We start from the raw sequence: 22,361 nt of genomic DNA, 5'->3' as shown, positions 1-22,361 counted from the left end.
GGAAAACAGGCGAAACTGTTAATCTTCATAATCAGCAGGTGCGACATTTTCGTTGATCCGTGCCTGTGCATAACTGGCAAGCAGAGCGCGCTAATTGCGCCTATATCAATCTTATGGAAGCGTCCTTGCGATCCCTGCTCGACTGGTATGAGCGCGCTGGTGTGGAAACACCGGACTTGCCTTTGGCTCGGTCCGTTCGTCGTGTTCGGACTAAACCCGTCGAAACACCACCGCCTCCAACCCCTAAGCCGGCAAAATTTGCGGCGTCTGATCCAGCCCCTATCGCCGCCGCCTGCAAGACGATCGCAGAGCTGAAAGCAGCGTTGGATAGCTATGATGCGGGCGCGCTCTCTGATAGCGCGCGACAAGCCGTGCTGGCGCGCGGCAACCCTGAGGCTGACTTGATGATTATCGGCGAAGCGCCGGGCCGCGACGAAGATCAGGCGGGCCTGCCCTTTGTAGGACGCTCAGGGCAATTGCTCGACCGAATGCTCGGTGCGATCGGGCTCAATTCAGGCGGTGCAGAGGCTAACGATGTCTATATCGCCAATGTCTGTTTCTGGCGTCCACCTAATAACCGCAAGCCGGACCCTGACGAATTGGAGCTCTGCCGCCCCTTTGTGAACCGGCACATTGAGTTGGCGAAACCCAAACTCATTTTGTTGGCAGGCGGCACATCCATGCAAGTCATGACGGGCATTACAGGCATCATGCGCAACCGGGGTCAGTGGCAGACGATCAATGTCGGCACAGGCGATATCCCAGCCCTGCCCATCTACCATCCCGCCTTCTTGCTCCGCCAACCCGCCCTCAAAGCCGAAGCTTGGCAGGATTTGCTGACATTGCGAGAGCGGTTAGCGGATGTGGTGCAAGACTAAACTCTGATGACTTGGATCGCTCTGCTTCGTGGGATCAATGTTGGCGGCAACAATATCCTGCCGATGAAGGATCTACGCGACCTTCTCAAAGGTCTCGGTCTTCAGAATGTGCGAACCTATATTCAGAGCGGCAATGCCGTGTTTGAAAGTGAGAAGACCGACGCCACACAGCTTGGACTGGCGATCGCCGATGAAATCGAAAAGGCTTTCAACTTCCGCCCTAAGATATTGATCATCAGCAAGAGGGACCTTGATAGGGCGATCAACAATAATCCCTATCCCGAAGGAACGAGTGACCCGAAGACACTCCACCTCTTTTTTCTTTCTACTGCGGCGGTGGATACCAACCTATCGAAACTCAAAGAACTGCAAAAACAAACTGAGCGATTCGAGCTGATTGACCGCGTCTTCTACCTCCACGCCCCCGAAGGCATCGGACGATCCAAACTCGCGGCACAGGTTGAGAAAAATTTGGGTGTCGCGATAACAGCCCGAAATCTTAGATCGGCCACAAAAATAGCTGAATTGGCGGGTTGATAGAGTTGGAGCGTTTTTTGCAAATGCATCTAATCAAACTATCTTCAATTCAAAGACGACCTATCAATTCTGGAGTGTCCTACGTGAAACGTCTGCTGATCTTGTCTACTGCCTTGCTTGCAGCGTGCGGGACCGAACCCGTCGCGACTGTCACTGAGGCGCCCGCGACTGTTGAAGATACTTTCCTGACCCAGCTTCGCGCCGATTATCCCGTCACCTTATCTGCGATTGCGGACGGCGTTTGGGTTCATACAACGAATTACTTGCTGCCCGGCCAATCGCCCATTCCCGTCAACGGACTGGTCGTGGTCGATGGTGATGAGGTGACTCTCGTGGACGGCGCGTGGGGCGAATTGGCGACCCTCTCGCTAATCGAAGCGGCGAAAGAGGAAACTGGAAAGCCTGTTACAAAAATGGTCGTCACCCATCATCATGCCGACCGAACCCAAGGCGTAGACGCGGCAGAACGCGCCGGGATTGAAGTCTTCACCCATCCCGACACACCAACACTCGCCGCGCGAGCCGGTTTGCCCGTTCCGAATACGTCCGTTGCAGCGTTGAAAGACCCGCGTTCGCGCACTCGGGTCGGCAAGGTCGAAATCGCCTTTCCCGGTCATGGTCATGCGCCAGACAATCTCGTCGTCTATTTGCCTGAGGAGAACATTCTCTATGTAGGCTGCGCCGCGCGTGGAGCCGGATCGCAAACCCTCGGAAACACTGCCGACGCGGATCTGAGCGTGTGGCGCGACTCCCTAATCTGGACCAAAGCGACCTATTCGGAAGCGCGAACCGTCGTGCCGGGACATGGTAAGGGCGCAAACCTATCGCTCATCGACGCGACCGTCGCGATGATCGATCAGGCTTTGACGGAATAGCGTCTGCTAACGCCCTGACGCCACGCGCGCAGACCCTCGCCGTCATCGACATCGGTCAACATCCGCAGCTTCGCAACGCGACCGTTCAGTCGTGTTTCCAAATCAGACAAGGTCTGCTCGCTCGACCACCGCACTGTGTCGAAGACGTCAGACCTTAATGGTGCCCACGCCCCCATCAGCCAAAATCCACCGTCACTCGCCGGACCGAATACGGCCGGATGTGAGCGCAGGGCCGACAACGCATCCGCAATATCACGCGCTGTGACCTGCGGGCAATCGGTTCCAATGACGAGAACTGGGCGGCGCGGCCCTGTGAAAGCGTGCGCCAATCGCGGTGACAGCGATCCGCTCGGTTGCGCCATTTGCGGCAAGCGATCCCAAGCCGGCACGCATCCGATAGACTTGCTCGACGCCGCATAGAGGATGGTGTCCCACCGCGGATCGGTAACATTGCGCAGAATTTTGGCCGTCATCGCACGGTAAAGGCGTTGCGCATGGGTTGGTCCAATGTCGCGGGCAAGTCGCGTTTTTGCAGCACCCATCGCAGGGCGTTTGGCAAAAATATAAAGCTCGGGCCGCATCAGCGATAAGCTCGCAAGAGTTCATCTACCGTGACACCGCGTTTGTAACGCCAGAGCAGGCCAAGATTGCGTGTGCCACGCGCCCACAAACCGTCACGCCAATGGGCCGATACGTCAGTTGTCAGTTCGGCAGGCAATGGTCGAAGTGACGAAACTTTACTAAGACGCTCGACCAGATCGACATCCTCAAACAAGGCCATTGGCGCGTAACCACCGATCTGTTCATAGAGTGTCCGAGGGATCAACAATCCCTGATCCCCATAGGGCAGTCCCAGCGTCGCGCAGCGCAGCGCCACAAGTTGGTTCATCAGCCATGCTCTCACCCCAGTCGCTGCTGCCTTGAATCGAAAGTAGCGCGGCTCGCCTTCAACCATCGCGGTTTCGACAACTGACGTCCACGTCTTTGGTAATTGGCTATCGGCATGCAGGAACAAAAACCAGTCACCGGGCTCCCCTGTCAATGTCGCCAGCTTTGCCCCGAGACGAAGTTGAGCTCCCCGGCCGGTCGCACCCACAGCCAAAACCGCACCGCTCGCCACAGCCATGGGTAGAGTTTCGTCTGTGGACCCTCCGTCAGCCACGACAATGCGTTCGCCGACAAGCTGAGGTAGCAATTGCGACAAGCCAGCCTGCGCTTGGAATGTGGGAATGATGACGATCAACACGACAGTGCGTCTAGCTCTGTCACCCGCAAAGAAAAAGCCCGATCGCTAGACCGGGCTCATTCAAAAGATTGTGTAGACGGATTAGTTGTTAGCTTCCAACTCTTCCGCCGTCATCGCTGCCAGTTCGGCTTCCAGCTCTTCGCGTGTTTTCTGTTCGACTTTTTCAGTCAGATAGACACGGCAATAGCTATCATTCGGTGTGGCAATCTCGTTCGCAAACGCGCCATTGCCTTCGCAACGGATAACGCCAAGTTTCATGCCGTCATAGACTTGAGTGTTGGCCGCAACACCGCGGATTGGAATGAAGCAGATTGTGCCGTCGGTTAGGTCCATGACGGAGCCACCTTCATATTCACAGCTCGCTGCATCGGTCACCACACCTTCGGTCGACGGCGTTTCGATTTTTACCGCTTCGGCTTTTGTCGCCTCATCAGTGTCAGCGTCTTGGGCAAACGCGCCGGTCGACAGCGCCAGTCCGGCAACCGCCAGAATAGCGGTAATCTTAAAGTTAGGCATGGTTCACTCCTGGAAAATCCGGTTAAGGTCTTCTAACATTTCAATTCGGCGGCAAAAAGACCTGTATCCACATCAATTGTGCAGGTCCCGTGCCAAGGTTCGAGGCCGTTCACTCCCATGAAACCAGATCGGACACATCATAATGCCGCCCGCACGAGCGGCTACACACGCATTTGCGGCGTGGACGAAGCCGGGCGCGGTCCGCTAGCGGGGCCAGTCGTCTGCGCCGCGGTCATTCTTGATGCGTCATCCGTCCCAGAAGGGTTGAACGACAGTAAGGCCCTATCGCCTACGCGCCGTGAACGGCTCCTGAACGCGCTCATTCCGGCCGCGAAAATCTCAATTTCCGTGATTGAGCCGACCGAAATCGATCGTTTGAACATTTTGTGGGCGAGTTTGGAAGGGATGAGCCGCGCAGTTAAGGCGTTAAAAGCCGATTTTGCGCTGATCGATGGCAATCGCTTGCCGCCCGCACTGCCTTGTCCCGGTGAGGCCATCATTAAAGGCGATGCGAAAAGCCTGAGTATTGCGGCGGCGTCAATCGTCGCGAAAGTGACGCGCGATCAATTGATGATTGAGGCCGACGCCCGTTATCCGGGTTACGGATTTGCGAGGCACAAAGGTTATCCCACGCGCGATCATATGGACGCGCTGCAACGGCTGGGACCCACACCAATCCACCGCCGCAGTTTCGCGCCGGTGCAAAAAGCATATAGTTTGTTTTAGAACGTTCTTTCGAACGGTTCGACGTCGACAAGATAGCCCTCAACCTTCGGATCGATCTTGAACGTGACAAGGTCGGTGTGAGTCGTGTCGGCGGCCAAAGGTGTCCGACGAACAATCCGACCTATGATTGACTTCATTTGACGTGTCATGGCGCCGTCCTGCGCATAAAGCGGGTTCATGCCAAAGTAACGTCGCAACACGGCATTCGTAATCATTGCCGCGTTCTTAGTCCCGCTTTCCGATGTCGAAAATTCTGTTGTTACCGATACGCAGAAGGTCTCGTTGTCGACCCGATGCGGCGAATTGAGGGGCCAGCTCGCGCCTTGTCCAGGCTGCAAGCGTAGAACAGTCGCATGGTCTTCAAATTCGGCCGTATAAGGCAGATCATCATCAAGCATGTTGGTTAGCTTAGATTCATGCGCCGTATCGGGAATGAAAGTCTGGTCCACTGGCCAAACATAGACCGTTTTCTGCCCTCGGACGTGCCAAAGGACCACTTCAGTCTTGTCGAAGTGATACGGAACACGAGCCACAGGCGAGCTAATTAAAATGCCGCCCTTGGCATTAAAGACGCGACCACCTGTTGCCTCGGCTAGGCCACCATACATTTTGTCGAGGACGGCTTTATAGTCCTCATGCACATTCATTGCTTGGCGAACATTGACCCAGATACGACCCGCCTTGGCCGCCGCCAGAATATCGGCGGCAGGCACATCACGGAAATCACCCGTCCGAAACCTGTTCGGATAAAGCGGGTCATCCGTCGCACCCATCGTGCAAACGTCAAGCATATGGCTTGGATGACGCTCCAACAAATCAATCAGAGCCTCATCGGAAAACAGACCCGTTTCCTCAAGCTTATGCCGGAAAGTCATGATTTCACGCTGAAAGTTCTGGGTCTCAGTGTCGGTCCAACCGTCTAATATGGACGGGCTCATGGCCGCGCGGGCAGCCTTTAAAGACGCGTCTTTACGGCTTGTCTTTGCCATGTTTCGAGGTGCGGCAAGGGTCGTCATTCAATCATCTCCGAAGCGTCGGTATATAAATCTGATCGTTCCGTAGCCGAAACAGATTAAGGCTCTGACACCGCGGCGTTTACGGATTGCTAGGCAAACCTACCGCGCGCGGCCGCATAGATTGTGAAGAGCACAAGGACTCCACCGGTGATCGCAGACGCCGTAGCTGCCGTTGGACCCCAAGCGTCCAGAACCTGTGTGGCCCCACGGCCAATCATGACAGCACTTGCGCCGACTAACAGCCCGCCAAGCGCCAAAGGCACCCATAGACCGCCACCGGACTTCCGCGTGACCTTTTCATCAGCCTGTCGTTCAAGATATCGCATGGCATTTTCGACCGGATCACCATCTGGATCAAACACTGGATTTTCCGGATCGCGGCTCGAACGCATCACGTCATCCGCTTCGAGATTATCGATTACGAGAACCTTTTGATCGGGCTCTTCCGCAACATCGTCCAAAACTGTTTCAGCCACATCAATCGTGTCTTCGACAACGGCCTCTTCCATAACAATTTCTCGTTTAGGAAAAGAGACAAGGTTAGACCGCGACGTAGAGTCGGCATCAACGTCTTCCATATCGGTCGGTTGAAGCAATGATACAGGCAAATCAACGGCTTCGTCACGCTCAGCCTCTTCGTCTGAATCCAACAGCGCACTTAGTCGATCACCCAATGAATCTGCCGCCGCTGCGATCGGTGACTGCAGGTTTTCCTCAAGCTCCGGCACATCCACAGCATCGACGGCCCGAAGTTGATAAATATCGTCATCATCGCCATCATCAGCGTCGACGGGAGCCTCTGTATCGTCAAGTTTCGGCTCATCGCCCAAGTCTTGGCCAGGGTCTTGGCCAGGGTCTTGACCTAGGACAGCTAAATCATCGTTGACCGCGAGATTGAGATTTGCATCCCCATCCAGATCGTCGTCTTCAGATTCAAAATCTTCGAAATCGTCTTCAGCATCATCGATACCCGCTTCATCGAGGTCGCTTTCATCGAGGTCGCTTTCATCGAAATCTTCTAAGTCATCATCGTCTTCATCTTCATCATCATATGCTTCAGCAAATCCGTCATCATCAAGATCATTGCTGGCCATCGCATCAAGCTCATCCGCGTCGACCGACTCAAACTCATCTTCTTCAACCTGCGTCGGCGTGTTGATCTTCGGCAGCGTTAATAAGTTTGTCTCAGGGGCAACAGAGACTTCGTCTTCAACCCAGTCATCGTCAGCATCGATTGCAACGTCAGGCACAATGCCAATTGCGGTCGTATCTGTAAATTCTGGCAAGCCATCATCGGTCGGGCCTAAGGGCGCGAACGGATCGGCTTCTGGGATTAGAAGGGCTGACGGGGCAGGAACGGCCGGTTCGTTGCGTAGGAACAAAGATTTCTCAGCTGTCCGACGACGCATCAAAGCGTCAACGACATAGGTCTTTCCGCTGATCGTAGCCTTGCGCCAAACATCAAATCCATTCGCAGCGTCCAGCACTCGGCCATTATTCATGGCGCGGACGATATCGGATGCCCGAAAGGCTTCAGGGCCAATATTAAAGGCGAGTGAGCAGAGCGCATCATACTGGCCTTGGCTCAGCGGCGCATGGACCTCATCATTGACCATTTCTTCGATCAACTCGAGATCTTGCAGCAATTGCTCTTCAGCCCCACGCCGGGACATATGGACCGGGTCATCTGAGTCTAGCCTGTGACCATAGCCGACGACTCTCACACCCGTGACCAATTCTCGGTCGACGGGACGAAAGCCTTCAAATGCCTTGATCAGGCGTAGGCCTGTATCGGAAATAGACAGGGTCCGGGTCATAATTGCACTCTTGCGCGGTTCACCCGAAGGGAGTTGCAAGGGACATGCCGCATTCGCCTATCAGGGGAGAAGAGAGCGCGGCTAGGGTTAATGCATTGCTAACGTGGAAGCAGCGATCGTGCTAGAGCAGGACTGCAGCCGCAAAGCCAAGGAAAGCCGCAAAGCCAACAACATCGGTTACAGTCGTTACAAAGACCGAACTACTGACCGCCGGGTCAGCCCCGGCACGTTTCAGACCCAGAGGGATTAGAATACCCGCCAGACCCGCAAAGGTATGATTGATGATCATGGCGACAAAGGCCACACCCGCCAGTTTTGCATCTCCGAACCAAACGAAACTGATCCCGGCCAAAGCAAAGGCGAAAATGATGCCGATAATCATGGCGGACACGCCTTCGCGCCGGACGGCCCGCCAAGCCGTTGCCTTGGTCAGATCGCGTTCCGCCAGCCCTCGCACGGCCACAGTCAGCGCCTGAGTTCCCGCATTGCCGCCCATTGAGGCAACGATTGGCATCAGCACGGCCAGCGCAACGATCTGCTCAATGGCATAATCAAACCGCGCAATCACAATGGAGGCGAGGATTGCTGTGCCAAGATTGACCAGCAACCAAGGCGCGCGAGCCCGTACGGTCGAAAAGGCCGTATCCGTAATCCCAGCATCGCTAACCCCGGCGAGAGCCAGAAAGTCTTCTTTGTTCTCGTCTTGGATAATGTCGAGGATATCATCGACTGTCATCATACCGACCATACGACCTTGGGTGTCCACGACGGGGGCCGAGATCAGATGATACTTCTCAAACAGATAGGCCGCCTCTTCCTGATCCACGTCCTGCGCGATGGTGAATACCTTAAGGTCCATCAGGGACGCCAAAGTCGTATCGCGCGGCGCACGCATCAATTTGGATACAGGGACATAGCCAATCGGCTTTAAGCGCGGATCGACGATATAGATGTTGAAGAACAGCTCCGGCAGGTCCTCGCCTGCGTCGCGCATATGATCAATTGTATCGCCGACCGTCCAGAATTCTGGCGCGGAGACAAACTCGCGCTGCATGAGACGACCGATTGTCTCATCATCAAAGGCCAGTGACGCTTCAACCCCGGCCCGCTCCAGCGGCTCCATAGCCTCCAGCACGTCCTCGCGCTGGCCCGCCTCCATCTCCTCCATGATCTGGGTAACATCGTCTGAATCCAGTTCATTGAGCGCGTCTGCGATCAATTCGGGCTCAAGTAAGGGCAAGACGTCTTCGACGACATCGTCTTCGAGTTCGGCAAGAAGCTCCCCGGTAATCAGCGCCGGAGCGCGCATCACAAGAACTTCTCGTTGGGCGTCGTTCAGTTCTTCTAGAAAGTCCGAAAAGTCGGCTGGATGCAGGCCCTCAAGACGAATTCGAAACTCATCATCATTGGTCAGGTCCAGCGCTGACAGTAATGGGTTTTCTGTGGCAAGCCCATCATCGGGTATATTGTCTTGCTGTTCCAGAAGATCGGGCGTGTCGGACATGCGCGGCTCCTGTTCATATAGCTCTTAAACAGACGGGGAAGACTCGTCTGCCTATGACGGATTTTGCCGCTTCCGTCCAAAGGCTTTTCGGATAAACCGAGCTTATGATGATGGTTATAACAGTTCTGAGCGGCCTCGTGCTGATCACCGCCCTGATCCAACTCGCGCGTATCGATTGGGCGACGCATCGCCTGCCCAATATCATCACTCTACCGCTGATCGCCGCAGGGCTTCTCTGGGCATTTGGAACAGCAGAAGATTTCTATCCGCATTTGCTGGGTGCCGCGCTGGGATATGGCGTCTTCTGGGCTGTGGAGGTTCTCTACCGCCTGATCCGAAAACGCGACGGGCTTGGTCGCGGAGATGCCAAATTGTTGGCAGCCGGCGGCGCTTGGTGCGGAGCGTGGGCGCTGCCCGCCATTGTTCTGATCGCCAGCGTCAGCGCCCTGATCTATATTTTGCCGAAGGGCGAGCAAAGAGATACGCGCATTCCATTTGGTCCGTTTCTGGCCATCGGGATCGGAGCCGTCTGGCTCGTGCAAGCCATCCTTTAGCCGGACCGGCCCTCGGACCTTTGGCACGTCTGTAGAACGACAACGGGCTGTATGCGCGTGAACCCATCCTCCAGCGTCTCTTTAAGCCGGGCCGACGGGTAGCGAATACCTTCAATCATTGCCTCTGATGGACCTAAGGTTAGTTGGACGGGACCATAATCCATCGTCGGGAAATCACCCTTAGCAGACAACTGTCTGACAGCGCCTTCTCGCGGCGCGTAAAGAGCCGAGCCCGGCTTAGCGAAGAAAATGAAACGGGGGTCAGCGGCATTCTCCCAAGCAAACAGCCCGCATTCGCCCGGCGCCAATACTTGCGGACTGAGCCTATTGGACATCCCAGAAGCAGAGGTTGGCGCCTCCGGTGGAATAGCCTCCACCAGCGGCTCCGGGTCTTGAGACGCGGTCGTCGCGCAGCCCGCCAAACAGATGACAGAGATAAGGAGTGAAGCGCGCATTGTGGACGCCTAGCGCCAACGCCCTTGCTCGGACAGTGTGTAACGACCTGCATCCGCCGGATTGAAGCCGAACAAGGTCAGGACATTGCCCGCTGCCGCGTCAATCGTCGTGACGCTGATCTCTGAGCGATAAATTCCGTCGAGACCGGTCGTGATTGTAGCTGCGACCGCCTGCCCGGCATCTTCGCCACTCAACTGAACGCGAAGCCGCCCGTCTATGCAGTCGACCGGGCCGGACAATTCTGGGCCCGCCCATTGAAATCGTCCCCGGTTGGCCGCCAACACATCGCTTGAGGCCCGGCCTGTTGCCGACACGCAAGCGCCGTCCTTGATCACGGCTTCATCAATCTGCAAAGACATGCGTCCCGCCAGACCCTCAAGCCGTGTATCCGACATAGGAAGACGGGCAATGGGCATCGATAGAACCAGATCCGTCACGCCATTTGGCGTCACAGCACCTGAGAATGTGACCTCTCCGGGCGGGGTTTGAATCTGCACGCCACCCAGTGATCCATTCACACTGACTGCGCCCAGTAAGGGCACGTTACTCACCTGCCCGTTCCAGATCGTACCAGAATAGGTGCCGACCCCACTGGGTAAAGCGGTCCCGGCCCAAGACAGTGGGAAGTAGCGGATCAGCGAGGCCAACCCGGCCAGAACCGCCAGTCCGATGAGCAAGCCTCGCATTACTCGGTTTGCTCCATTGGTAGCGGATCAATCAGGATTTCATCAATCTTAGACCGAGTTCGTCCGCTCTGGTTCACATCTTCGAGCCGCATCCGGTTCAGTCTGCTCTGCGTTAACTCACGCGCGTCTTCAGCATTGCGGATTATGGTGGGACGAAGGAATACCATCAAATTCGTCTTCGTTCGTGATTGTCCCTTGGAGCGGAACAGACCACCGACAACGGGTAGGTCTCCCAAAACCGGGACTTTCTCAAAATCGATCTGTTCGTCATCCTGAAGCAATCCACCGAGCACGATGATTTCACCGTCATTGGCGAGGACCGTCGTTGTGATTTGGCGCTTATTGGTCACAAAATCGCCGGCATCAGAGGTCAGAACCCCGGCAATAGAGCTCACTTCCTGACTGATCTCGAGGCGGATCACGTCGCCTTCGGAAATTTGCGGCAGCACATCGAGCTGAATACCGACTTCTTTGCGCTCAAAGGTGCGGAAAGGATTCACATTGGCCGACCCTAGCGCCTCGCCCGTCGTAATTGGAATTTCTTGGCCGACGAGGAAGGTCGCCGGTTGGTTGTCGAGCGTAGTGACAAAGGGTGTCGAGAGCACATTACTATCATCGTCAGTTTCAACCGCATTCAAGATCGCCCCGAACAACACGTCTCCGCTGCGTCCGCCAATCCCTATGGTCCCCCCGCTCAGACCTGTCAGTGTACTTAGCGCGGCGGCTCTTGTGTCTTCATCAACATCGTCCCCAGTGACACCCAGCGCCCCCGCGAGGGAGAGAAGGTTTGGCGCACTGCGCGTATAATTGGTCGAGATCAGCGGAATTGTCTGACCAGACGTATCGCCGAGAGCGAATTGCACGCCGAGTTCTTTCGCGGCGACATCCGAGATTTCTACGATCAGCGCTTCGACGAGAACCTGCGGACGGCGGACATCAAGGCGTCGGATCAGGGCGGTCAGTTCAGCCTGTGTCTCTCCTTCGGCAGAAATCACCAGCGTATTTGACCCCGCATCATAGGCCACAGTCGGCGCGGGCTGACCATCCTGCGCATAGCTTGGCAAAAGACCTGCTATCATTTCGATCAGATCCGCCCCATTCGCAAAACGCAGAGGCACAACGCTAATCGCGCCGCGCGGTGTGGCGCTGCCCACATCCATAGTCTCTAGGAGCTGGCGCAAACGAACCATTTCATCCGGGCTCGCCTCAATAATCAGAGAATTAGTCGCCGGTAGCGCCACAACTTTATAAGGTGGGGTTTGCCCACCTAGTGTGGTCAGCGCTTCCTCCGCATCGACGACAGAAAGCTGTCGGAGTTGGATTATTTCCCGCGCGACATTGCTGCTCTCCATCGCTGTCGCGATCTCACGGGCTTTGCGCAGATTTTCCGGAAAATCGGTGACAACGAGAACACGTCCATTCGGGTTGGCGGTCACTTGCCCCTGACTGTGCATCACCGGTTTAATGAGGCGCGCGGCGGCGGCGGCGTCAGCCTCGCGCAGTTTGATGATCGCCGTGCTCATCTGGCCTGACGCACCGTTCGAAGTCGTCAGCGGCGCGTCTTGGGCGCTACCCTGAAGCAAGGTCACTCGATATTCACCGTTCGGCGTGCGCACTAATGTGTAGCCGTGCACGCGCAAAACTTCCTTGAAAACATTGAAGACTTCGCGGTCGTTCAGCGCCTTCTCACTACTGATTGTGACTTTGCCCTGTACACGCGGATCAACCAGGAAGGTCCGACCAGTGACCACGGACACATCATCGATAAAATCGCGAATATCGGCTTCTTGCAGGCTAATCATATGATCGTCTGCGGCGAAGGCCTGCGTCATCGGCACGATGGCGAGCGCTACGCCTAGCAGCAAGGACCGCCCAAAATTTGAGGTACTGAAGAACGTCATGAAGAAGATCCGATCGTGATCGTCATGGGTTGGCCGTCGCGGATGATGTCAACGTCAACCGGTCGACCAGACCCAGCACTACGTCGCAGCGCAGCAATATCCGGAAAGCCGTTAGTCAGGCTTTGTCCGGCGAACCGCGTAATAATATCATCTGAGCGAAGCCCGTAAGTCGACAGATCAATAGCGGATGATCGCGGGCTGACGGTCACGCCGACGCGGTTGAGGTCCATATCCAAATAAGGTCGAATTTCGACTTGCGACAACAGGGTCGCCGCATCAGCGCTTCGCAAAGTCTGCAGCGTGGCGCTCTGGTTTGGCGTGGGTCCAGCCGCCCGGGCCGCCTTAGCATCCGCCGTTGTGAGACGTTGGGTTTGTCCGTTCACTTCAATCAAAACATAGTTGGGAAAGACACCTCGTAAAATCACGTTCGGCATGATTTCATCGCCGATATAATAATTGTCGTCCTGCCCATCGGGTGTTTGCACAAAAGCTGTCCCGTTTTCGCCCGACCGTAACCCCTTCAGTTCGAGGTTGAGTGTTGTCTCTGGCGCATCACCCGCCGGGTCGATGGAGGGCACTTCCACGGTGTCGGCATCCCCAACGGCGAAAGGATTATAACTAAAATCATAGGTTCGAGTTTCCGTAGTCGCGGACGGTCCCGGCCGCGCAATCATCACCGGCTCCCATAGGCTCGATGGTGTAGCGATGGCCAAGATCAGCTTGACCGTCAGCCACGTTGCGAGCGCGGTGAACACAAGCAAGAGACCCCGACGCAGCCAGACAAGCGACGTCGACGGTGCGGTGGTCCACCTTGTCATTGGCCTATCATTGGACTGATCATCCCCTGCCTCTGGTCCCTTCTGATACGACGCCGCTCTTTGGAACAGTGCCAACTCGGTCGGTGAAAAGCTCGCCCTAGCGCGCCTTTGCAAATGCTTTACGACAGTCACGACGTTTGCCGGGGACAGAACACCCTGTCTAGTTGTGTCGTACGGCCAAAATAATTCAGACGTCGACTGCAAGCATCGCGGAACATCCTTCACTTAGGCTCGTTGCCATGTGTATAGCGCTCAGAACACGGCCTCACCCTTACCAGCGCATGGAGATTTAGACATGAGCGGCAATCTCATCGACGGCAAACAGGTCGCAGCACGCCTACGGAATGATGTGGCTGTGGCTGTCAAAAGCCTCGCTGTCACGCCGACACTCGCCGTCGTCCTCGTGGGCGATGACCCGGCTAGCCACGTCTATGTCCGCAACAAGATCAAATTCACGCGCGAAACCGGTATGAATAGTGTTGAGCAGCGCCTCCCGGCCGACACTTCTGAAGATGCCGTTGTCGAAACCGTTCGCGCGCTCAACGCCGACCCCGATGTGGACGGCATTCTCGTCCAACTGCCCCTACCCGACCATATCAACAGCAACCGCGTGATCGCTGAAATCGACCCTGACAAGGATGTAGATGGGCTGACCGAAGTCAGTGCGGGACGGCTGCTGCTCGGCAAATCGGGTCTGCGACCTTGCACGCCAACTGGCTGTGTTATTTTAGCGAAGGAGACACTGGGCGATCTGACTGGCAAACATTGTGTTGTGATTGGTCGCTCTATCCTCGTCGGAAAACCGACCGCGCTGCTTTTCCTAGAGCAGAATTGCACCGTGACCATCGCCCATTCCCGAACTGAAAATTTGTCGATTGTCTGCCGCGGCGCGGATATTCTTATCCCGGCTGTCGGACGACCCAACATGGTCAAAGCAGACTGGATCAAGGCCGGAGCCTGCGTCATTGATGTCGGCATTAACCGGATCGAAGATGCGAGCCGTAAGTCCGGCACACGATTGGTCGGCGATGTTGATTTTGCTGAAGCCGAACCCGTCGCCGGCGCGATTACGCCCGTGCCAGGCGGGGTTGGCCCCATGACCATTGCCTGCCTACTGCGCAACACAGTCCTCGCTGCCTGCGCGCGACGAGGTTTAGCCGTCCCGGATGGTCTGGCAATCTAGCGGACTGAGCATGACATTGAACGCCGCAGCCCTAGACCGTCGCCTTGCGGCCTTTCCCCGTCTTGGGCTGGCGCAACTGCCGACGCCGCTTCAACCTCTGCGTAACCTCTCCGCTCATCTTGGCGGACCCGATATTTGGGTCAAGCGAGATGACCTGACTGGGCTTGGCCTTGGCGGCAATAAGCTCCGGAAAATCGATTATGTCTTGAAAGCCGCCATTGATGCGGGTGCCGACTGTGTTGTGTCCGGCGGGGTGGTTCAGTCTAACAGCCAAAGGCAGGTGGCGGCGGTGTGCGCTAAAATGGGTCTGCCATGTCATCTAGCCGTGTTTCACGGTCGTGTTGCGTCAAAATCAGACCGTTACAGTAATTCCGGCAACGCCCTATTGAACACATTATTTGGGGCCATCAAACATGATGTGTCGTGGGATGCCGATCCGAATGGGGCCATGGCCCGCATCGCCGACGAGCTTCGCGCTGACGGACACAACCCGGCCATCCTGCCCTACGGTATCTCCAATGCGCTGGGAGCCATCGGCTATTCCAGCCTCTGCGCCGAACTCGCCCATCAATGCGATGATGAAGCACTGTCGCCAAACGCCATCGTCTTTGCCTCTGGCAGCGGCGGTACTCATGCTGGGTTAGCCCTCGGCGCGAATATCGCGCTGCCCGGAACAGCCGTCATCGGCTTTGATATTGACGGGGAACCAGAGCGCGTACGGCACGACGTCGAGCGGATTGCTGTGGAAGCCGCAGAGATGCTGGATTGGTCGTTCGATCGATCCATCATCGACCTGCGTGCCGGCATGGCCGGAACAGGATATGGGCAGCCGCATCCCTCCTGCTTGAACGCGCTGCGTTTAGCCGGTCGACTGGAAGGGCTAATCCTTGATCCGACTTATTCGGCCAAGAGCCTGGCCGGGCTGATCGACCTCATCAAGGCAGGCGAATATGGGTCCGGCGACACAGTGATCTTCGTTCATACGGGTGGCGATGCGGCCCTCTTTGCCTACATGCCAGAGCAGCTTTTCGGGGCTTAACAAGATGCTGCAACTGAGGCCGATCAAGTTTCGCAATGGGTTCTCTGTTCTAATGGATATGTTGGCCGGACAAAAAAACACCGTCGACCGAGTTTCGGCCGACGGTGTTGATCTTGAAATGACGCTTAAACGCAGCGTCTCCGTAAACTCAGGCTAACGTGTGTAGAAACTACCGGTACGCGTTTCCATCAGGGCGGCGAGCGAGATGTCTTCCTGCTTGAGGAAGCCACTGCTGGGTAGTGTGCCTTCGCGGACCATCTCGATCACGGCGACTACGGAACCCGCTGTCGTCCAAGCGATGGCCGTGCGGCTCTTGCCTGCAATCATCAACGGTTTGTAAGCGCCAACAAACTCTTTGCGCGATAATTTCCCGTCGATCAGCCCTTCGGCAGCGACGTGGACATAGACTACATCTTGATCAACCGGCGGTTTGGCGTTGATCAGGATTTCACCGGCCTTTTCGCGGTCTTCGCGCATCAGGAGCTCGTGGAAGAAGAAGTTCATCAGGTCAAAGTGACCCGGATAGCGCATGGTCTTATAATCCATATTGTCGACCTTACCGAGATAGGTCTCGCACATCGTGCCAAGCCCACCCGAGGTCGTGAAGGCTTCTAGTTCTAGCCCATCAATGAAGACTTTTTCGCGCCATTCCATGGCCGAGACCATCTTGCGTTCGCCGTCTTCGATGACTTCGCAATCATTGAGGTATTCGTTTACAACGCCTTCGGGTGACCAGTTGAACGCATAACCCATCAAGCCTGTCGGGTTTTGCGGCAGCGCGCCAACCCGCATCCGGCAAGACCGGGTCTCATCGAAGTGTGCAATCAGGTCTGCGCCGACAATGCCGACAAAGCCGGGAGCAAGGCCACACTGTGGTGCCATCAACCCTTTGGACGTTTCGGCCAGCTTCCGAACATGGTTCGTCGTCGGTACATCCTCAGTCAGATCGAAATAGTGAATGCCCGCCGCATGCGCGACATCGGACACGCCAATGTTGAGGTGATAGGGTAAGCAGGACAGCACCGCGTCCACGTCGGCGAACAACGCCCCGAGCGAGACCGCATCGGTCACATCAATACGGCGAACTTCGTGACTATGCTTGTCAGGGTCTGCATGCATATCGACGCCAATTACGGCGAAATCACTATCGACCAGCAACTGCGCAGCCAATGCGCCAACTTTGCCTAGTCCCAGAACGGCTATGCTCTTCATCTTTGTCTCCTGAGTGGAAAGCGGGCGCTTTGCCAAGGTTGAACGCCTTTGTCATCGTAGGAATTGCGGAGTTTGCAGTATATTTCACCAGCCTTGTGCCCAGCGTGTTCCAAGGCAACGCTACACACGGACTATCAGACCGAGTCCCTAGGGACTTTCATATCCCGCTTCACGTAGGATCTGGTCGGCGACAGCCGGACGATCAGCATAAGCTTTGCGCATGCTGGCAATATCGTCGTCGACTGGATCACCCAACACAAGTCTGGCGCGGATGAGTCGTGCCCAACCCGGCGCATCTTGCGGACTTTCGGCCAACCGAGCGGCCAGGCCGTCCACCATGCCGCGAATCATATCGGTGCGGTCCGCCTCTGACATCTCCATCGCGGCGGTTATTTCTTCCTGTGACGGGCCGCGCAATAGAGCTTCGGCCTCAGCCCGCAGCGCCGGATCATTATTCAAAGCGAGAGCACGGTCATAAGCGCGAACCGCATCGTTTGTTCGCCCCAGCGACGCCAAGGCGCGCGCATAAAGGGTCCATCCTAGCGGATCGTCCGCGCGGTCCGTCGCCAGGCGCGCTTCAAGTTGCCGGAGTAGTCCGTCTTCCTCAGAAACTTCCTGCACAAGCGGCTCAGGGTGGCCCACCACATTATAGATAGTTGCACCGCCACCCAGCAGAGCGACGGACGCAATCGTCGCCAGAAAACGTCCGCCGCCTCCGGCCTCAGCCGTCTCCGCTTTCAGAATTTGTCTTTCTAGCGCGAGTTTCGCCGCCGCTTTGGTCTCTGGATCGAGATCATCACGCGCGTCCAACGCATCGATCTGCTCAAAATAATCAGCGCGCTCATCGCTATCCATTTCGACCGGCCCGACAAAGGCAGGGGCGAGAACGAGCAGCGTTGCCAAAGCGGCGATTATGAGGACGATCCAGATCATGACTGGCGCAAAGCCTCCAGCCGTTCACGCTCTTCGTCAGACAAGGCTTCAACAGGGACCGATTGACGTTTTCGTTTCAACGAGATGAACCAAACTAGGCCCAGAAAAATCGCGATCAGAGGCGCAAACCACAGCACCAGCGTATTGCCCTGAACAGGCGGTTTAAGCAAAACATAGTCGCCGTAGCGGTCCCGCATCAGCGCGGTCACTTCGGCTTCGGTGGACCCGCTCGAAAGTGCCTCACGGACGAGGGTCCGCATATCTGCCGCCAATTCGGCATCCGATTCTTCGATCGACTGGTTCTGGCAGACCACACAGCGAAGCGTGCGGCCCAGTGCGCGCGCGCGCGCCTCATTCTCAGGCGATATTGTGATGGAAGTTTCGGATGGTGCAGGATCAAGCTGTGCAAAGGCGGACGATTCCCCAAACATCAAGAGTGGCAGCAAGAGAACGAAAGCGAACGGTCTCATTCCGCAGGAACCGCAACGATGGGCGAAACCTGATCGCGTTTTGGCAATCGTAATCTTTGGTCCGCCATGCTGATGAACCCTGCGAGTGACATGAGCAGTGCCCCAATCCAAATCCACAACACGCCTGGCTGATAATAGGCACGGATAATCACGCCTTCATCATTGCCGCCTTCACCAATCGCCGCAAACAGCATCGCACCCGGCGACAATTTAAAACCAGCTTCTGACGTGAACATTTCACGCACTGGGTAATAACGCCGCTGCGTCACAAGACTAGCGACCTGACGCCCTTCCTTCGTTACGTCGACCGTCCCGGCGAGATATTGGAAATTGTCGCGCGCGCCCTGCTCCGTTCCGCGAAGTGTGAATGTATAGCCAGCCACGTCCAAACTATCGCCCTGCGCAAGACGGGCGACATCGTCCTTCGCGCCGATGCTCATCGCGGTGACGCCAACGGTAAAAATGGCAACGCTAAGGTGGGCGAGCACAAACCCCCACGTTCCGGCAGGCTGCGCCCGTAAGCGCGACCATGTAAACCCGGTGCGACGATGAACAGACGCAATCGTGCCAGCCGTCAGCCAAGCCGCAAAACCGAAGGACAGCGCGCCCAACACTGACTTGCCGAGAAAATAGGTCAAAACAGCAACCACGGCAGAAAAAGCCGCGACCTTAATCAGAACAGAGCGGTAGCGTGCCAGACTGTCTTCGCGCCACTTCAACATTGGCGCGATAGCCATGACGGCAATCAGCGCGATCATCATGGGGGCAAAGACGACATCAAAATAGGGTGGGCCGACACTAATTTTCTCGCCTGTCGTCGCCTCTACGAAAAGCGGATAGAATGTACCGAGAAAGACAGTGGCTGTGGCGATGACCAGAACAAGATTATTGACGACCAACCCGCCTTCCCGACTGACCAAATTGAGCTGCGCGCGGCGTTGTAGCGTATTGGCGCGCACCGCATAGAGCGCGAGCGCTGCGCCCGTGTAGAATAGCAACAAGGCCAAAATCACCACGCCGCGCGCTGGATCGACGGCAAACGCATGCACGCTGACCAGCACACCAGACCGGACCACGAACGTCCCAATCATGGAGAGCGAGAAGGTCGAAATGGCGAGCAAGACGGTCCAGTTGGCGAGGCTGTGACGCTGTTGCAGGCTCAAGATTGAATGCAGCAGCGCCGTACCCGCAAGCCATGGCATGAAGGAGACATTTTCGACTGGATCCCACATCCACCAACCACCCCAACCGAGCTCATAATAGGCCCAGACAGAGCCAATCGTGATGCCCAGTGTCAGGAAACTCCAAGCCAAAAGTACCCAAGGCCGCAACCACCTCGCCCAAACGGCGTCGACACGTCCCTCGATCAGCGCTGCAACGGCAAATGAGAACGCCAAGCTGAACCCGACATAGCCGATGTAAAGCAGCGGTGGATGGATCGCGAGGCCGGGATCTTGCAACAATGGGTTCAGACCCATGCCATCAAGTGGAATAGGGTCGAGCCGCTCAAACGGGTTCGAGGTGAACAGTACAAAGCCGATAAAACCCGCGCCGAGCAAGCCTTGTACGGCCAGCGCGCGCGCCTTGAGCGAGAGCGGTAGCGACTTACCAAACAGCGGCACCATCGCGCCATAAACCCCCAGGATGACGACCCAGAGCAGCATCGAACCCTCATGGTTCGCCCACACACCGCTGATTTTATAGAGCAGCGGCTTCATCGTATGGCTGTGTTGGGCGGCCAGCAGGACGGAGAAGTCCGAGCGCAGAAACACCGTGGTCAGCAAAGCAAAGCTCACCAAGAGCAAAGACGCTTGTGCCAGCGCAGCACGCTCAGCCAGAGCCATGGCGCGGCCGTGATTCATTTGCGCACCGATCAGCGGGATCGTACCCTGCAACAGGGCCACGACAAATGCGAGGATCAGGGCAATATGTCCGGCTTCGGCAATCACGCCTGCCGCCTAGCGGGCGAGAGCGAGCGCGGCAATGACGGGCGTCACGTTCGTGGGTTCAGATTGTCTATAATTGCTATTGGCCTCGCCTAATGAAGCTACCAACTGCCGACATTCTCCATATCGGTCCATGGAGCTTTGGGCGGCAGAGCCTCACCTTTTTGTAACAACTCGATTGAGATTCCGTCTGGGGACCGGACAAACGCCATGCGCCCATCGCGCGGCGGGCGATTAATGATCACGCCTTTGGACTGCAGACGCTCACACGCCGCGTAAATGTCCTCGACGCGGTAAGCGAGATGACCGAAATTACGACCGCCCGTGTAGGTCTCAGATACGTCCTCATTCGGCCAATTATAAGTCAGTTCGACCATCGGCGCTTTCGCCTCTTTAGCGCGTGCGGCGTCTCCGGGCGCGGCGAGAAAGACCAAGGTGAATCGCCCACCCTCATTATCGTAACGGCTCATCTCTTCCAGTCCGAGCGCGCCGCAATAGAAGTCGATTGCCGTGTCGATGTCCGCCACGCGAACCATTGTGTGCAGATATTCCATACCCGGAGACTACCCTTTTGCGGAGCGTTCTTCCAGCACCTCGAGAATCAAATCTGTTACAGCGGTTGCTGATGCAGGGTTCTGCCCGGTGATCAGGCTCGCGTCGCGTACGGCAAACGGAGCCCAGTCCGGTCCCGATACATAATTCGCACCCAGTGCCTTGAGACGATCTTCCAATAAGAATGGAACGGTTTCACTGAGGCCGACGCCGTCTTCTTCGGAATTCGTGAAACCTGCGACGCGGCGGCCTTTTAGGAGAGACTGACCGTTTGAGTCTGTGGCCGTGACGAGACCCGCAGGGCCGTGACAGACTGCAGCCATGATCTTGTCTGTGGCAATCGTCCTTTCGACGATCTTTTTTAGCGTCTCGCTTTTTGGGTAATCGAACATCGTCCCATGCCCACCAGGTAAGAAAACAACATCGTATTTGGCGACATCAACCGCTTCGACGGATGGTGTGTTGTGGAACAGCGCCTGTACGGCGTCATCATCCCGATAGCGTTTGACACTGGCAGCTGGCTCATCATCGCCACCGATACTACGGGGATCAACAGGCACTTCGCCGCCTGCAATGGTAAATACGGTAACATCCAGACCAGCATCGGTCATCGCGTAATAAGGTGTCGTCAACTCTTCCAGCCAGACCCCTGTCGGATCTGTATCCGGGCCACCCATCTGGGTATGCGACGTGACGATGATAGCTACTTTAGCGGAAGACATGGGCAGTTCCTTTATGGTCGAGCCTTATTTACGCACGACGGGAGGAATGGAGCCCAAATCGTCTGCTTTTATCTCATTCCCGTCGCAGCAACCATTCTGTTATCGCGTTTCCAGTCCAATGGCTCATAAATCGAGATTTCACGTCGACCGGATCATAAGGGCCTTTAACCCAATCCTCGAAGCTCACCTCCGGATGATCCGCCTGATATTTCAGGAAATCTTCGAAAAAGAAGTCGAGCATCCCCGTCTTACCGTGGCGCACATGCAGATAGCTGAATGAGAGTTGGTCAATCGCCTCTTCAATCGTGTCGCCCATCCGGAAGTGGCGGTAAAGCACGCCCATAATCCCGGTCCGGTCTGCGCCACTCTTACAGTGCATGACGGCTGGGTATTCGATCCGGTCAAACAGATCCTTGGTCCCAAGCAGACGCTCTTTGCTATGCACATCCCGCGAATACATGCGGTAATTTTCAAGCGCGATACCGTGTTTTTCGCAGGCTTCCTTCTCCAGTAAATAGAACCCTTTTGGCGACGGACCGCGCAGATTGATCACCGTTTTGATGCCCTCGTCAGCCCAAACCTGAATGCGTTCGGGCGACGGCTGATTTTCGCGGTACATGCCGCCACCAATATCGTGCCGATTGGCAAATCGTTTGCGCAGGAAGCCGTGATCCCCCCAAGTCAGATCATAGCGGGCCTGCTTACGATCTTTTGGGTCGTTGAGATCGAGTGGTTTGTCGCCTAAGTCCGCCATATTCGCCCATCTTAATTTGT

Annotated in this window: 24 protein-coding genes; 7 read left to right on the top strand and 17 right to left on the bottom strand. The window is 56.2% G+C overall.

The genetic code is table 11. From position 1 onward, the window contains the following. The first annotated feature begins 113 nt into the window (after positions 1-113). The 3 genes from QQL54_RS03050 to bla all read left to right on the top strand — a co-directional run bounded on the left by QQL54_RS03050 (position 114) and on the right by bla (position 2,290). A complete protein-coding gene (locus QQL54_RS03050; protein WP_284387420.1) occupies positions 114-878 on the top strand; it encodes a uracil-DNA glycosylase in 765 nt (254 codons plus the stop codon). A gap of 6 nt (positions 879-884) precedes the next feature. Next, positions 885-1,415 (top strand): DUF1697 domain-containing protein, encoded by a 531-nt coding sequence (locus tag QQL54_RS03045; protein WP_284387418.1) that lies wholly within the window; start codon positions 885-887, stop codon positions 1,413-1,415. An 83-nt stretch (positions 1,416-1,498) separates the two neighbouring features. Then, the gene (gene bla / locus QQL54_RS03040) at positions 1,499-2,290 is read left to right on the top strand and encodes a subclass B1 metallo-beta-lactamase (protein WP_284387415.1); all 792 of its coding nucleotides are present in this window, start codon (positions 1,499-1,501) and stop codon (positions 2,288-2,290) included. Here bla and QQL54_RS03035 read toward each other — a convergent pair. The 3 genes from QQL54_RS03035 to QQL54_RS03025 form a co-directional block, all read right to left on the bottom strand. Then, positions 2,272-2,871, bottom strand: a complete 600-nt coding sequence (locus QQL54_RS03035) for a TIGR04282 family arsenosugar biosynthesis glycosyltransferase (RefSeq protein ID WP_284387413.1) — start codon at positions 2,869-2,871, stop codon at positions 2,272-2,274. The two genes, bla and QQL54_RS03035, sit on opposite strands and share 19 nt — an antisense overlap. After that, complete coding sequence (locus QQL54_RS03030) at positions 2,871-3,536, bottom strand: glycosyltransferase (RefSeq protein ID WP_284387411.1); 666 nt, start codon at positions 3,534-3,536, stop codon at positions 2,871-2,873. Before QQL54_RS03030 ends, QQL54_RS03035 begins: the two co-directional genes overlap by 1 nt. 81 nt (positions 3,537-3,617) lie before the next feature. Next, positions 3,618-4,052 carry a hypothetical protein gene (locus QQL54_RS03025; RefSeq protein ID WP_284387409.1) on the bottom strand — a complete coding sequence of 145 codons (435 nt, stop codon included), beginning with the start codon at positions 4,050-4,052 and terminating at the stop codon, positions 3,618-3,620. Between the two features lie 117 nt (positions 4,053-4,169). Here QQL54_RS03025 and rnhB point away from each other — a divergent pair, with 117 nt between their 5' ends. Beyond that, the gene (gene rnhB / locus QQL54_RS03020; protein WP_284387406.1) at positions 4,170-4,778 is read left to right on the top strand and encodes a ribonuclease HII; all 609 of its coding nucleotides are present in this window, start codon (positions 4,170-4,172) and stop codon (positions 4,776-4,778) included. Here rnhB and QQL54_RS03015 read toward each other — a convergent pair. The 3 genes from QQL54_RS03015 to mgtE all read right to left on the bottom strand — a co-directional run bounded on the left by QQL54_RS03015 (position 4,775) and on the right by mgtE (position 9,115). After that, on the bottom strand, positions 4,775-5,794 hold the full coding sequence (locus QQL54_RS03015; RefSeq protein WP_284387404.1) for a hypothetical protein: 1,020 nt from the start codon (positions 5,792-5,794) through the stop codon (positions 4,775-4,777). The two genes, rnhB and QQL54_RS03015, sit on opposite strands and share 4 nt — an antisense overlap. An 89-nt stretch (positions 5,795-5,883) precedes the next feature. Beyond that, positions 5,884-7,611, bottom strand: a complete 1,728-nt coding sequence (locus QQL54_RS03010) for a lysozyme (protein ID WP_284387403.1) — start codon at positions 7,609-7,611, stop codon at positions 5,884-5,886. A gap of 121 nt (positions 7,612-7,732) precedes the next feature. Next, a complete protein-coding gene (mgtE, locus tag QQL54_RS03005; RefSeq protein ID WP_284387401.1) occupies positions 7,733-9,115 on the bottom strand; it encodes a magnesium transporter in 1,383 nt (460 codons plus the stop codon). A gap of 104 nt (positions 9,116-9,219) precedes the next feature. Between mgtE and QQL54_RS03000 the strand changes: the two genes are divergently transcribed. Further along, complete coding sequence (locus tag QQL54_RS03000; protein ID WP_284387400.1) at positions 9,220-9,669, top strand: prepilin peptidase; 450 nt, start codon at positions 9,220-9,222, stop codon at positions 9,667-9,669. Here the strand turns inward: QQL54_RS03000 and QQL54_RS02995 are convergent. From QQL54_RS02995 to QQL54_RS02980, 4 genes are read right to left on the bottom strand one after another with little or no spacing between them, the layout of a single operon-like run. Further along, positions 9,666-10,124, bottom strand: a complete 459-nt coding sequence (locus tag QQL54_RS02995) for a hypothetical protein (protein ID WP_284387399.1) — start codon at positions 10,122-10,124, stop codon at positions 9,666-9,668. The genes QQL54_RS03000 and QQL54_RS02995 overlap by 4 nt on opposite strands. 9 nt (positions 10,125-10,133) lie before the next feature. Then, positions 10,134-10,811: a type II secretion system protein N gene (gene gspN / locus QQL54_RS02990; protein WP_284387397.1), complete on the bottom strand. Its 678-nt coding sequence runs from the start codon at positions 10,809-10,811 to the stop codon at positions 10,134-10,136. After that, positions 10,811-12,712 carry a secretin N-terminal domain-containing protein gene (locus QQL54_RS02985; RefSeq protein ID WP_284387395.1) on the bottom strand — a complete coding sequence of 634 codons (1,902 nt, stop codon included), beginning with the start codon at positions 12,710-12,712 and terminating at the stop codon, positions 10,811-10,813. Before QQL54_RS02985 ends, gspN begins: the two co-directional genes overlap by 1 nt. Then, complete coding sequence (locus QQL54_RS02980; protein ID WP_284387393.1) at positions 12,709-13,530, bottom strand: type II secretion system protein N; 822 nt, start codon at positions 13,528-13,530, stop codon at positions 12,709-12,711. The genes QQL54_RS02985 and QQL54_RS02980 overlap by 4 nt, the downstream gene beginning before the upstream one ends. A gap of 295 nt (positions 13,531-13,825) precedes the next feature. On the opposite strand from QQL54_RS02980, the gene folD reads away from it, so the two are divergent. Then, complete coding sequence (gene folD, locus QQL54_RS02975; RefSeq protein WP_284387391.1) at positions 13,826-14,713, top strand: bifunctional methylenetetrahydrofolate dehydrogenase/methenyltetrahydrofolate cyclohydrolase FolD; 888 nt, start codon at positions 13,826-13,828, stop codon at positions 14,711-14,713. Positions 14,714-14,723: 10 nt separating this feature from the next. Continuing rightward, positions 14,724-15,752 (top strand): D-cysteine desulfhydrase family protein, encoded by a 1,029-nt coding sequence (locus tag QQL54_RS02970; RefSeq protein ID WP_284387389.1) that lies wholly within the window; start codon positions 14,724-14,726, stop codon positions 15,750-15,752. A gap of 153 nt (positions 15,753-15,905) precedes the next feature. Here QQL54_RS02970 and QQL54_RS02965 read toward each other — a convergent pair whose 3' ends face one another. The 7 genes from QQL54_RS02965 to QQL54_RS02935 all read right to left on the bottom strand — a co-directional run bounded on the left by QQL54_RS02965 (position 15,906) and on the right by QQL54_RS02935 (position 22,341). Next, a complete protein-coding gene (locus tag QQL54_RS02965; RefSeq protein ID WP_431355916.1) occupies positions 15,906-16,964 on the bottom strand; it encodes a saccharopine dehydrogenase C-terminal domain-containing protein in 1,059 nt (352 codons plus the stop codon). A gap of 147 nt (positions 16,965-17,111) precedes the next feature. Further along, positions 17,112-17,897, bottom strand: coding sequence for a tetratricopeptide repeat protein (locus QQL54_RS02960; RefSeq protein WP_284387384.1), 786 nt, complete (start codon positions 17,895-17,897; stop codon positions 17,112-17,114). Further along, a complete protein-coding gene (locus tag QQL54_RS02955; protein WP_284387382.1) occupies positions 17,894-18,367 on the bottom strand; it encodes a cytochrome c-type biogenesis protein in 474 nt (157 codons plus the stop codon). Before QQL54_RS02955 ends, QQL54_RS02960 begins: the two co-directional genes overlap by 4 nt. Further along, positions 18,364-20,316, bottom strand: coding sequence for a heme lyase CcmF/NrfE family subunit (locus QQL54_RS02950; protein WP_284387380.1), 1,953 nt, complete (start codon positions 20,314-20,316; stop codon positions 18,364-18,366). Before QQL54_RS02950 ends, QQL54_RS02955 begins: the two co-directional genes overlap by 4 nt. Positions 20,317-20,414: 98 nt before the next feature. Next, positions 20,415-20,867, bottom strand: a complete 453-nt coding sequence (locus QQL54_RS02945; protein WP_284387377.1) for a VOC family protein — start codon at positions 20,865-20,867, stop codon at positions 20,415-20,417. A 9-nt stretch (positions 20,868-20,876) separates the two neighbouring features. Then, the gene (locus QQL54_RS02940) at positions 20,877-21,587 is read right to left on the bottom strand and encodes a type 1 glutamine amidotransferase domain-containing protein (RefSeq protein WP_284387373.1); all 711 of its coding nucleotides are present in this window, start codon (positions 21,585-21,587) and stop codon (positions 20,877-20,879) included. A gap of 73 nt (positions 21,588-21,660) precedes the next feature. Beyond that, complete coding sequence (locus QQL54_RS02935; RefSeq protein WP_284387370.1) at positions 21,661-22,341, bottom strand: protein-tyrosine phosphatase family protein; 681 nt, start codon at positions 22,339-22,341, stop codon at positions 21,661-21,663. Positions 22,342-22,361 lie beyond the last annotated feature (20 nt).

Origin of the sequence: Algimonas ampicilliniresistens (assembly GCF_030159955.1) — a bacterium.
GTDB lineage: Bacteria > Pseudomonadota > Alphaproteobacteria > Caulobacterales > Maricaulaceae > Litorimonas > Litorimonas ampicilliniresistens.
This window is presented reverse-complemented; position numbering and strand designations above follow the sequence as displayed.

Excerpts from the sequence above, each read along its gene's own strand:
- QQL54_RS03050 (WP_284387420.1), top strand. The coding sequence starts at position 114 with ATGGAAGCGTCCTTGCGATCCCTGCTCGACTGGTATGAGCGCGCTGGT.
- QQL54_RS03045 (WP_284387418.1), top strand. The coding sequence starts at position 885 with ATGACTTGGATCGCTCTGCTTCGTGGGATCAATGTTGGCGGCAACAAT.
- QQL54_RS03035 (WP_284387413.1), bottom strand. The coding sequence starts at position 2,871 with ATGCGGCCCGAGCTTTATATTTTTGCCAAACGCCCTGCGATGGGTGCT.
- QQL54_RS03025 (WP_284387409.1), bottom strand. The coding sequence starts at position 4,052 with ATGCCTAACTTTAAGATTACCGCTATTCTGGCGGTTGCCGGACTGGCG.
- rnhB (WP_284387406.1), top strand. The coding sequence starts at position 4,170 with ATGAAACCAGATCGGACACATCATAATGCCGCCCGCACGAGCGGCTAC.
- QQL54_RS03015 (WP_284387404.1), bottom strand. The coding sequence starts at position 5,794 with ATGACGACCCTTGCCGCACCTCGAAACATGGCAAAGACAAGCCGTAAA.
- QQL54_RS03010 (WP_284387403.1), bottom strand. The coding sequence starts at position 7,611 with ATGACCCGGACCCTGTCTATTTCCGATACAGGCCTACGCCTGATCAAG.
- mgtE (WP_284387401.1), bottom strand. The coding sequence starts at position 9,115 with ATGTCCGACACGCCCGATCTTCTGGAACAGCAAGACAATATACCCGAT.
- QQL54_RS03000 (WP_284387400.1), top strand. The coding sequence starts at position 9,220 with ATGATGATGGTTATAACAGTTCTGAGCGGCCTCGTGCTGATCACCGCC.
- QQL54_RS02995 (WP_284387399.1), bottom strand. The coding sequence starts at position 10,124 with ATGCGCGCTTCACTCCTTATCTCTGTCATCTGTTTGGCGGGCTGCGCG.
- gspN (WP_284387397.1), bottom strand. The coding sequence starts at position 10,811 with ATGCGAGGCTTGCTCATCGGACTGGCGGTTCTGGCCGGGTTGGCCTCG.
- QQL54_RS02985 (WP_284387395.1), bottom strand. The coding sequence starts at position 12,712 with ATGACGTTCTTCAGTACCTCAAATTTTGGGCGGTCCTTGCTGCTAGGC.
- QQL54_RS02980 (WP_284387393.1), bottom strand. The coding sequence starts at position 13,530 with ATGACAAGGTGGACCACCGCACCGTCGACGTCGCTTGTCTGGCTGCGT.
- folD (WP_284387391.1), top strand. The coding sequence starts at position 13,826 with ATGAGCGGCAATCTCATCGACGGCAAACAGGTCGCAGCACGCCTACGG.
- QQL54_RS02970 (WP_284387389.1), top strand. The coding sequence starts at position 14,724 with ATGACATTGAACGCCGCAGCCCTAGACCGTCGCCTTGCGGCCTTTCCC.
- QQL54_RS02965 (WP_431355916.1), bottom strand. The coding sequence starts at position 16,964 with ATGAAGAGCATAGCCGTTCTGGGACTAGGCAAAGTTGGCGCATTGGCT.
- QQL54_RS02960 (WP_284387384.1), bottom strand. The coding sequence starts at position 17,897 with ATGATCTGGATCGTCCTCATAATCGCCGCTTTGGCAACGCTGCTCGTT.
- QQL54_RS02955 (WP_284387382.1), bottom strand. The coding sequence starts at position 18,367 with ATGAGACCGTTCGCTTTCGTTCTCTTGCTGCCACTCTTGATGTTTGGG.
- QQL54_RS02945 (WP_284387377.1), bottom strand. The coding sequence starts at position 20,867 with ATGGAATATCTGCACACAATGGTTCGCGTGGCGGACATCGACACGGCA.
- QQL54_RS02940 (WP_284387373.1), bottom strand. The coding sequence starts at position 21,587 with ATGTCTTCCGCTAAAGTAGCTATCATCGTCACGTCGCATACCCAGATG.
- QQL54_RS02935 (WP_284387370.1), bottom strand. The coding sequence starts at position 22,341 with ATGGCGGACTTAGGCGACAAACCACTCGATCTCAACGACCCAAAAGAT.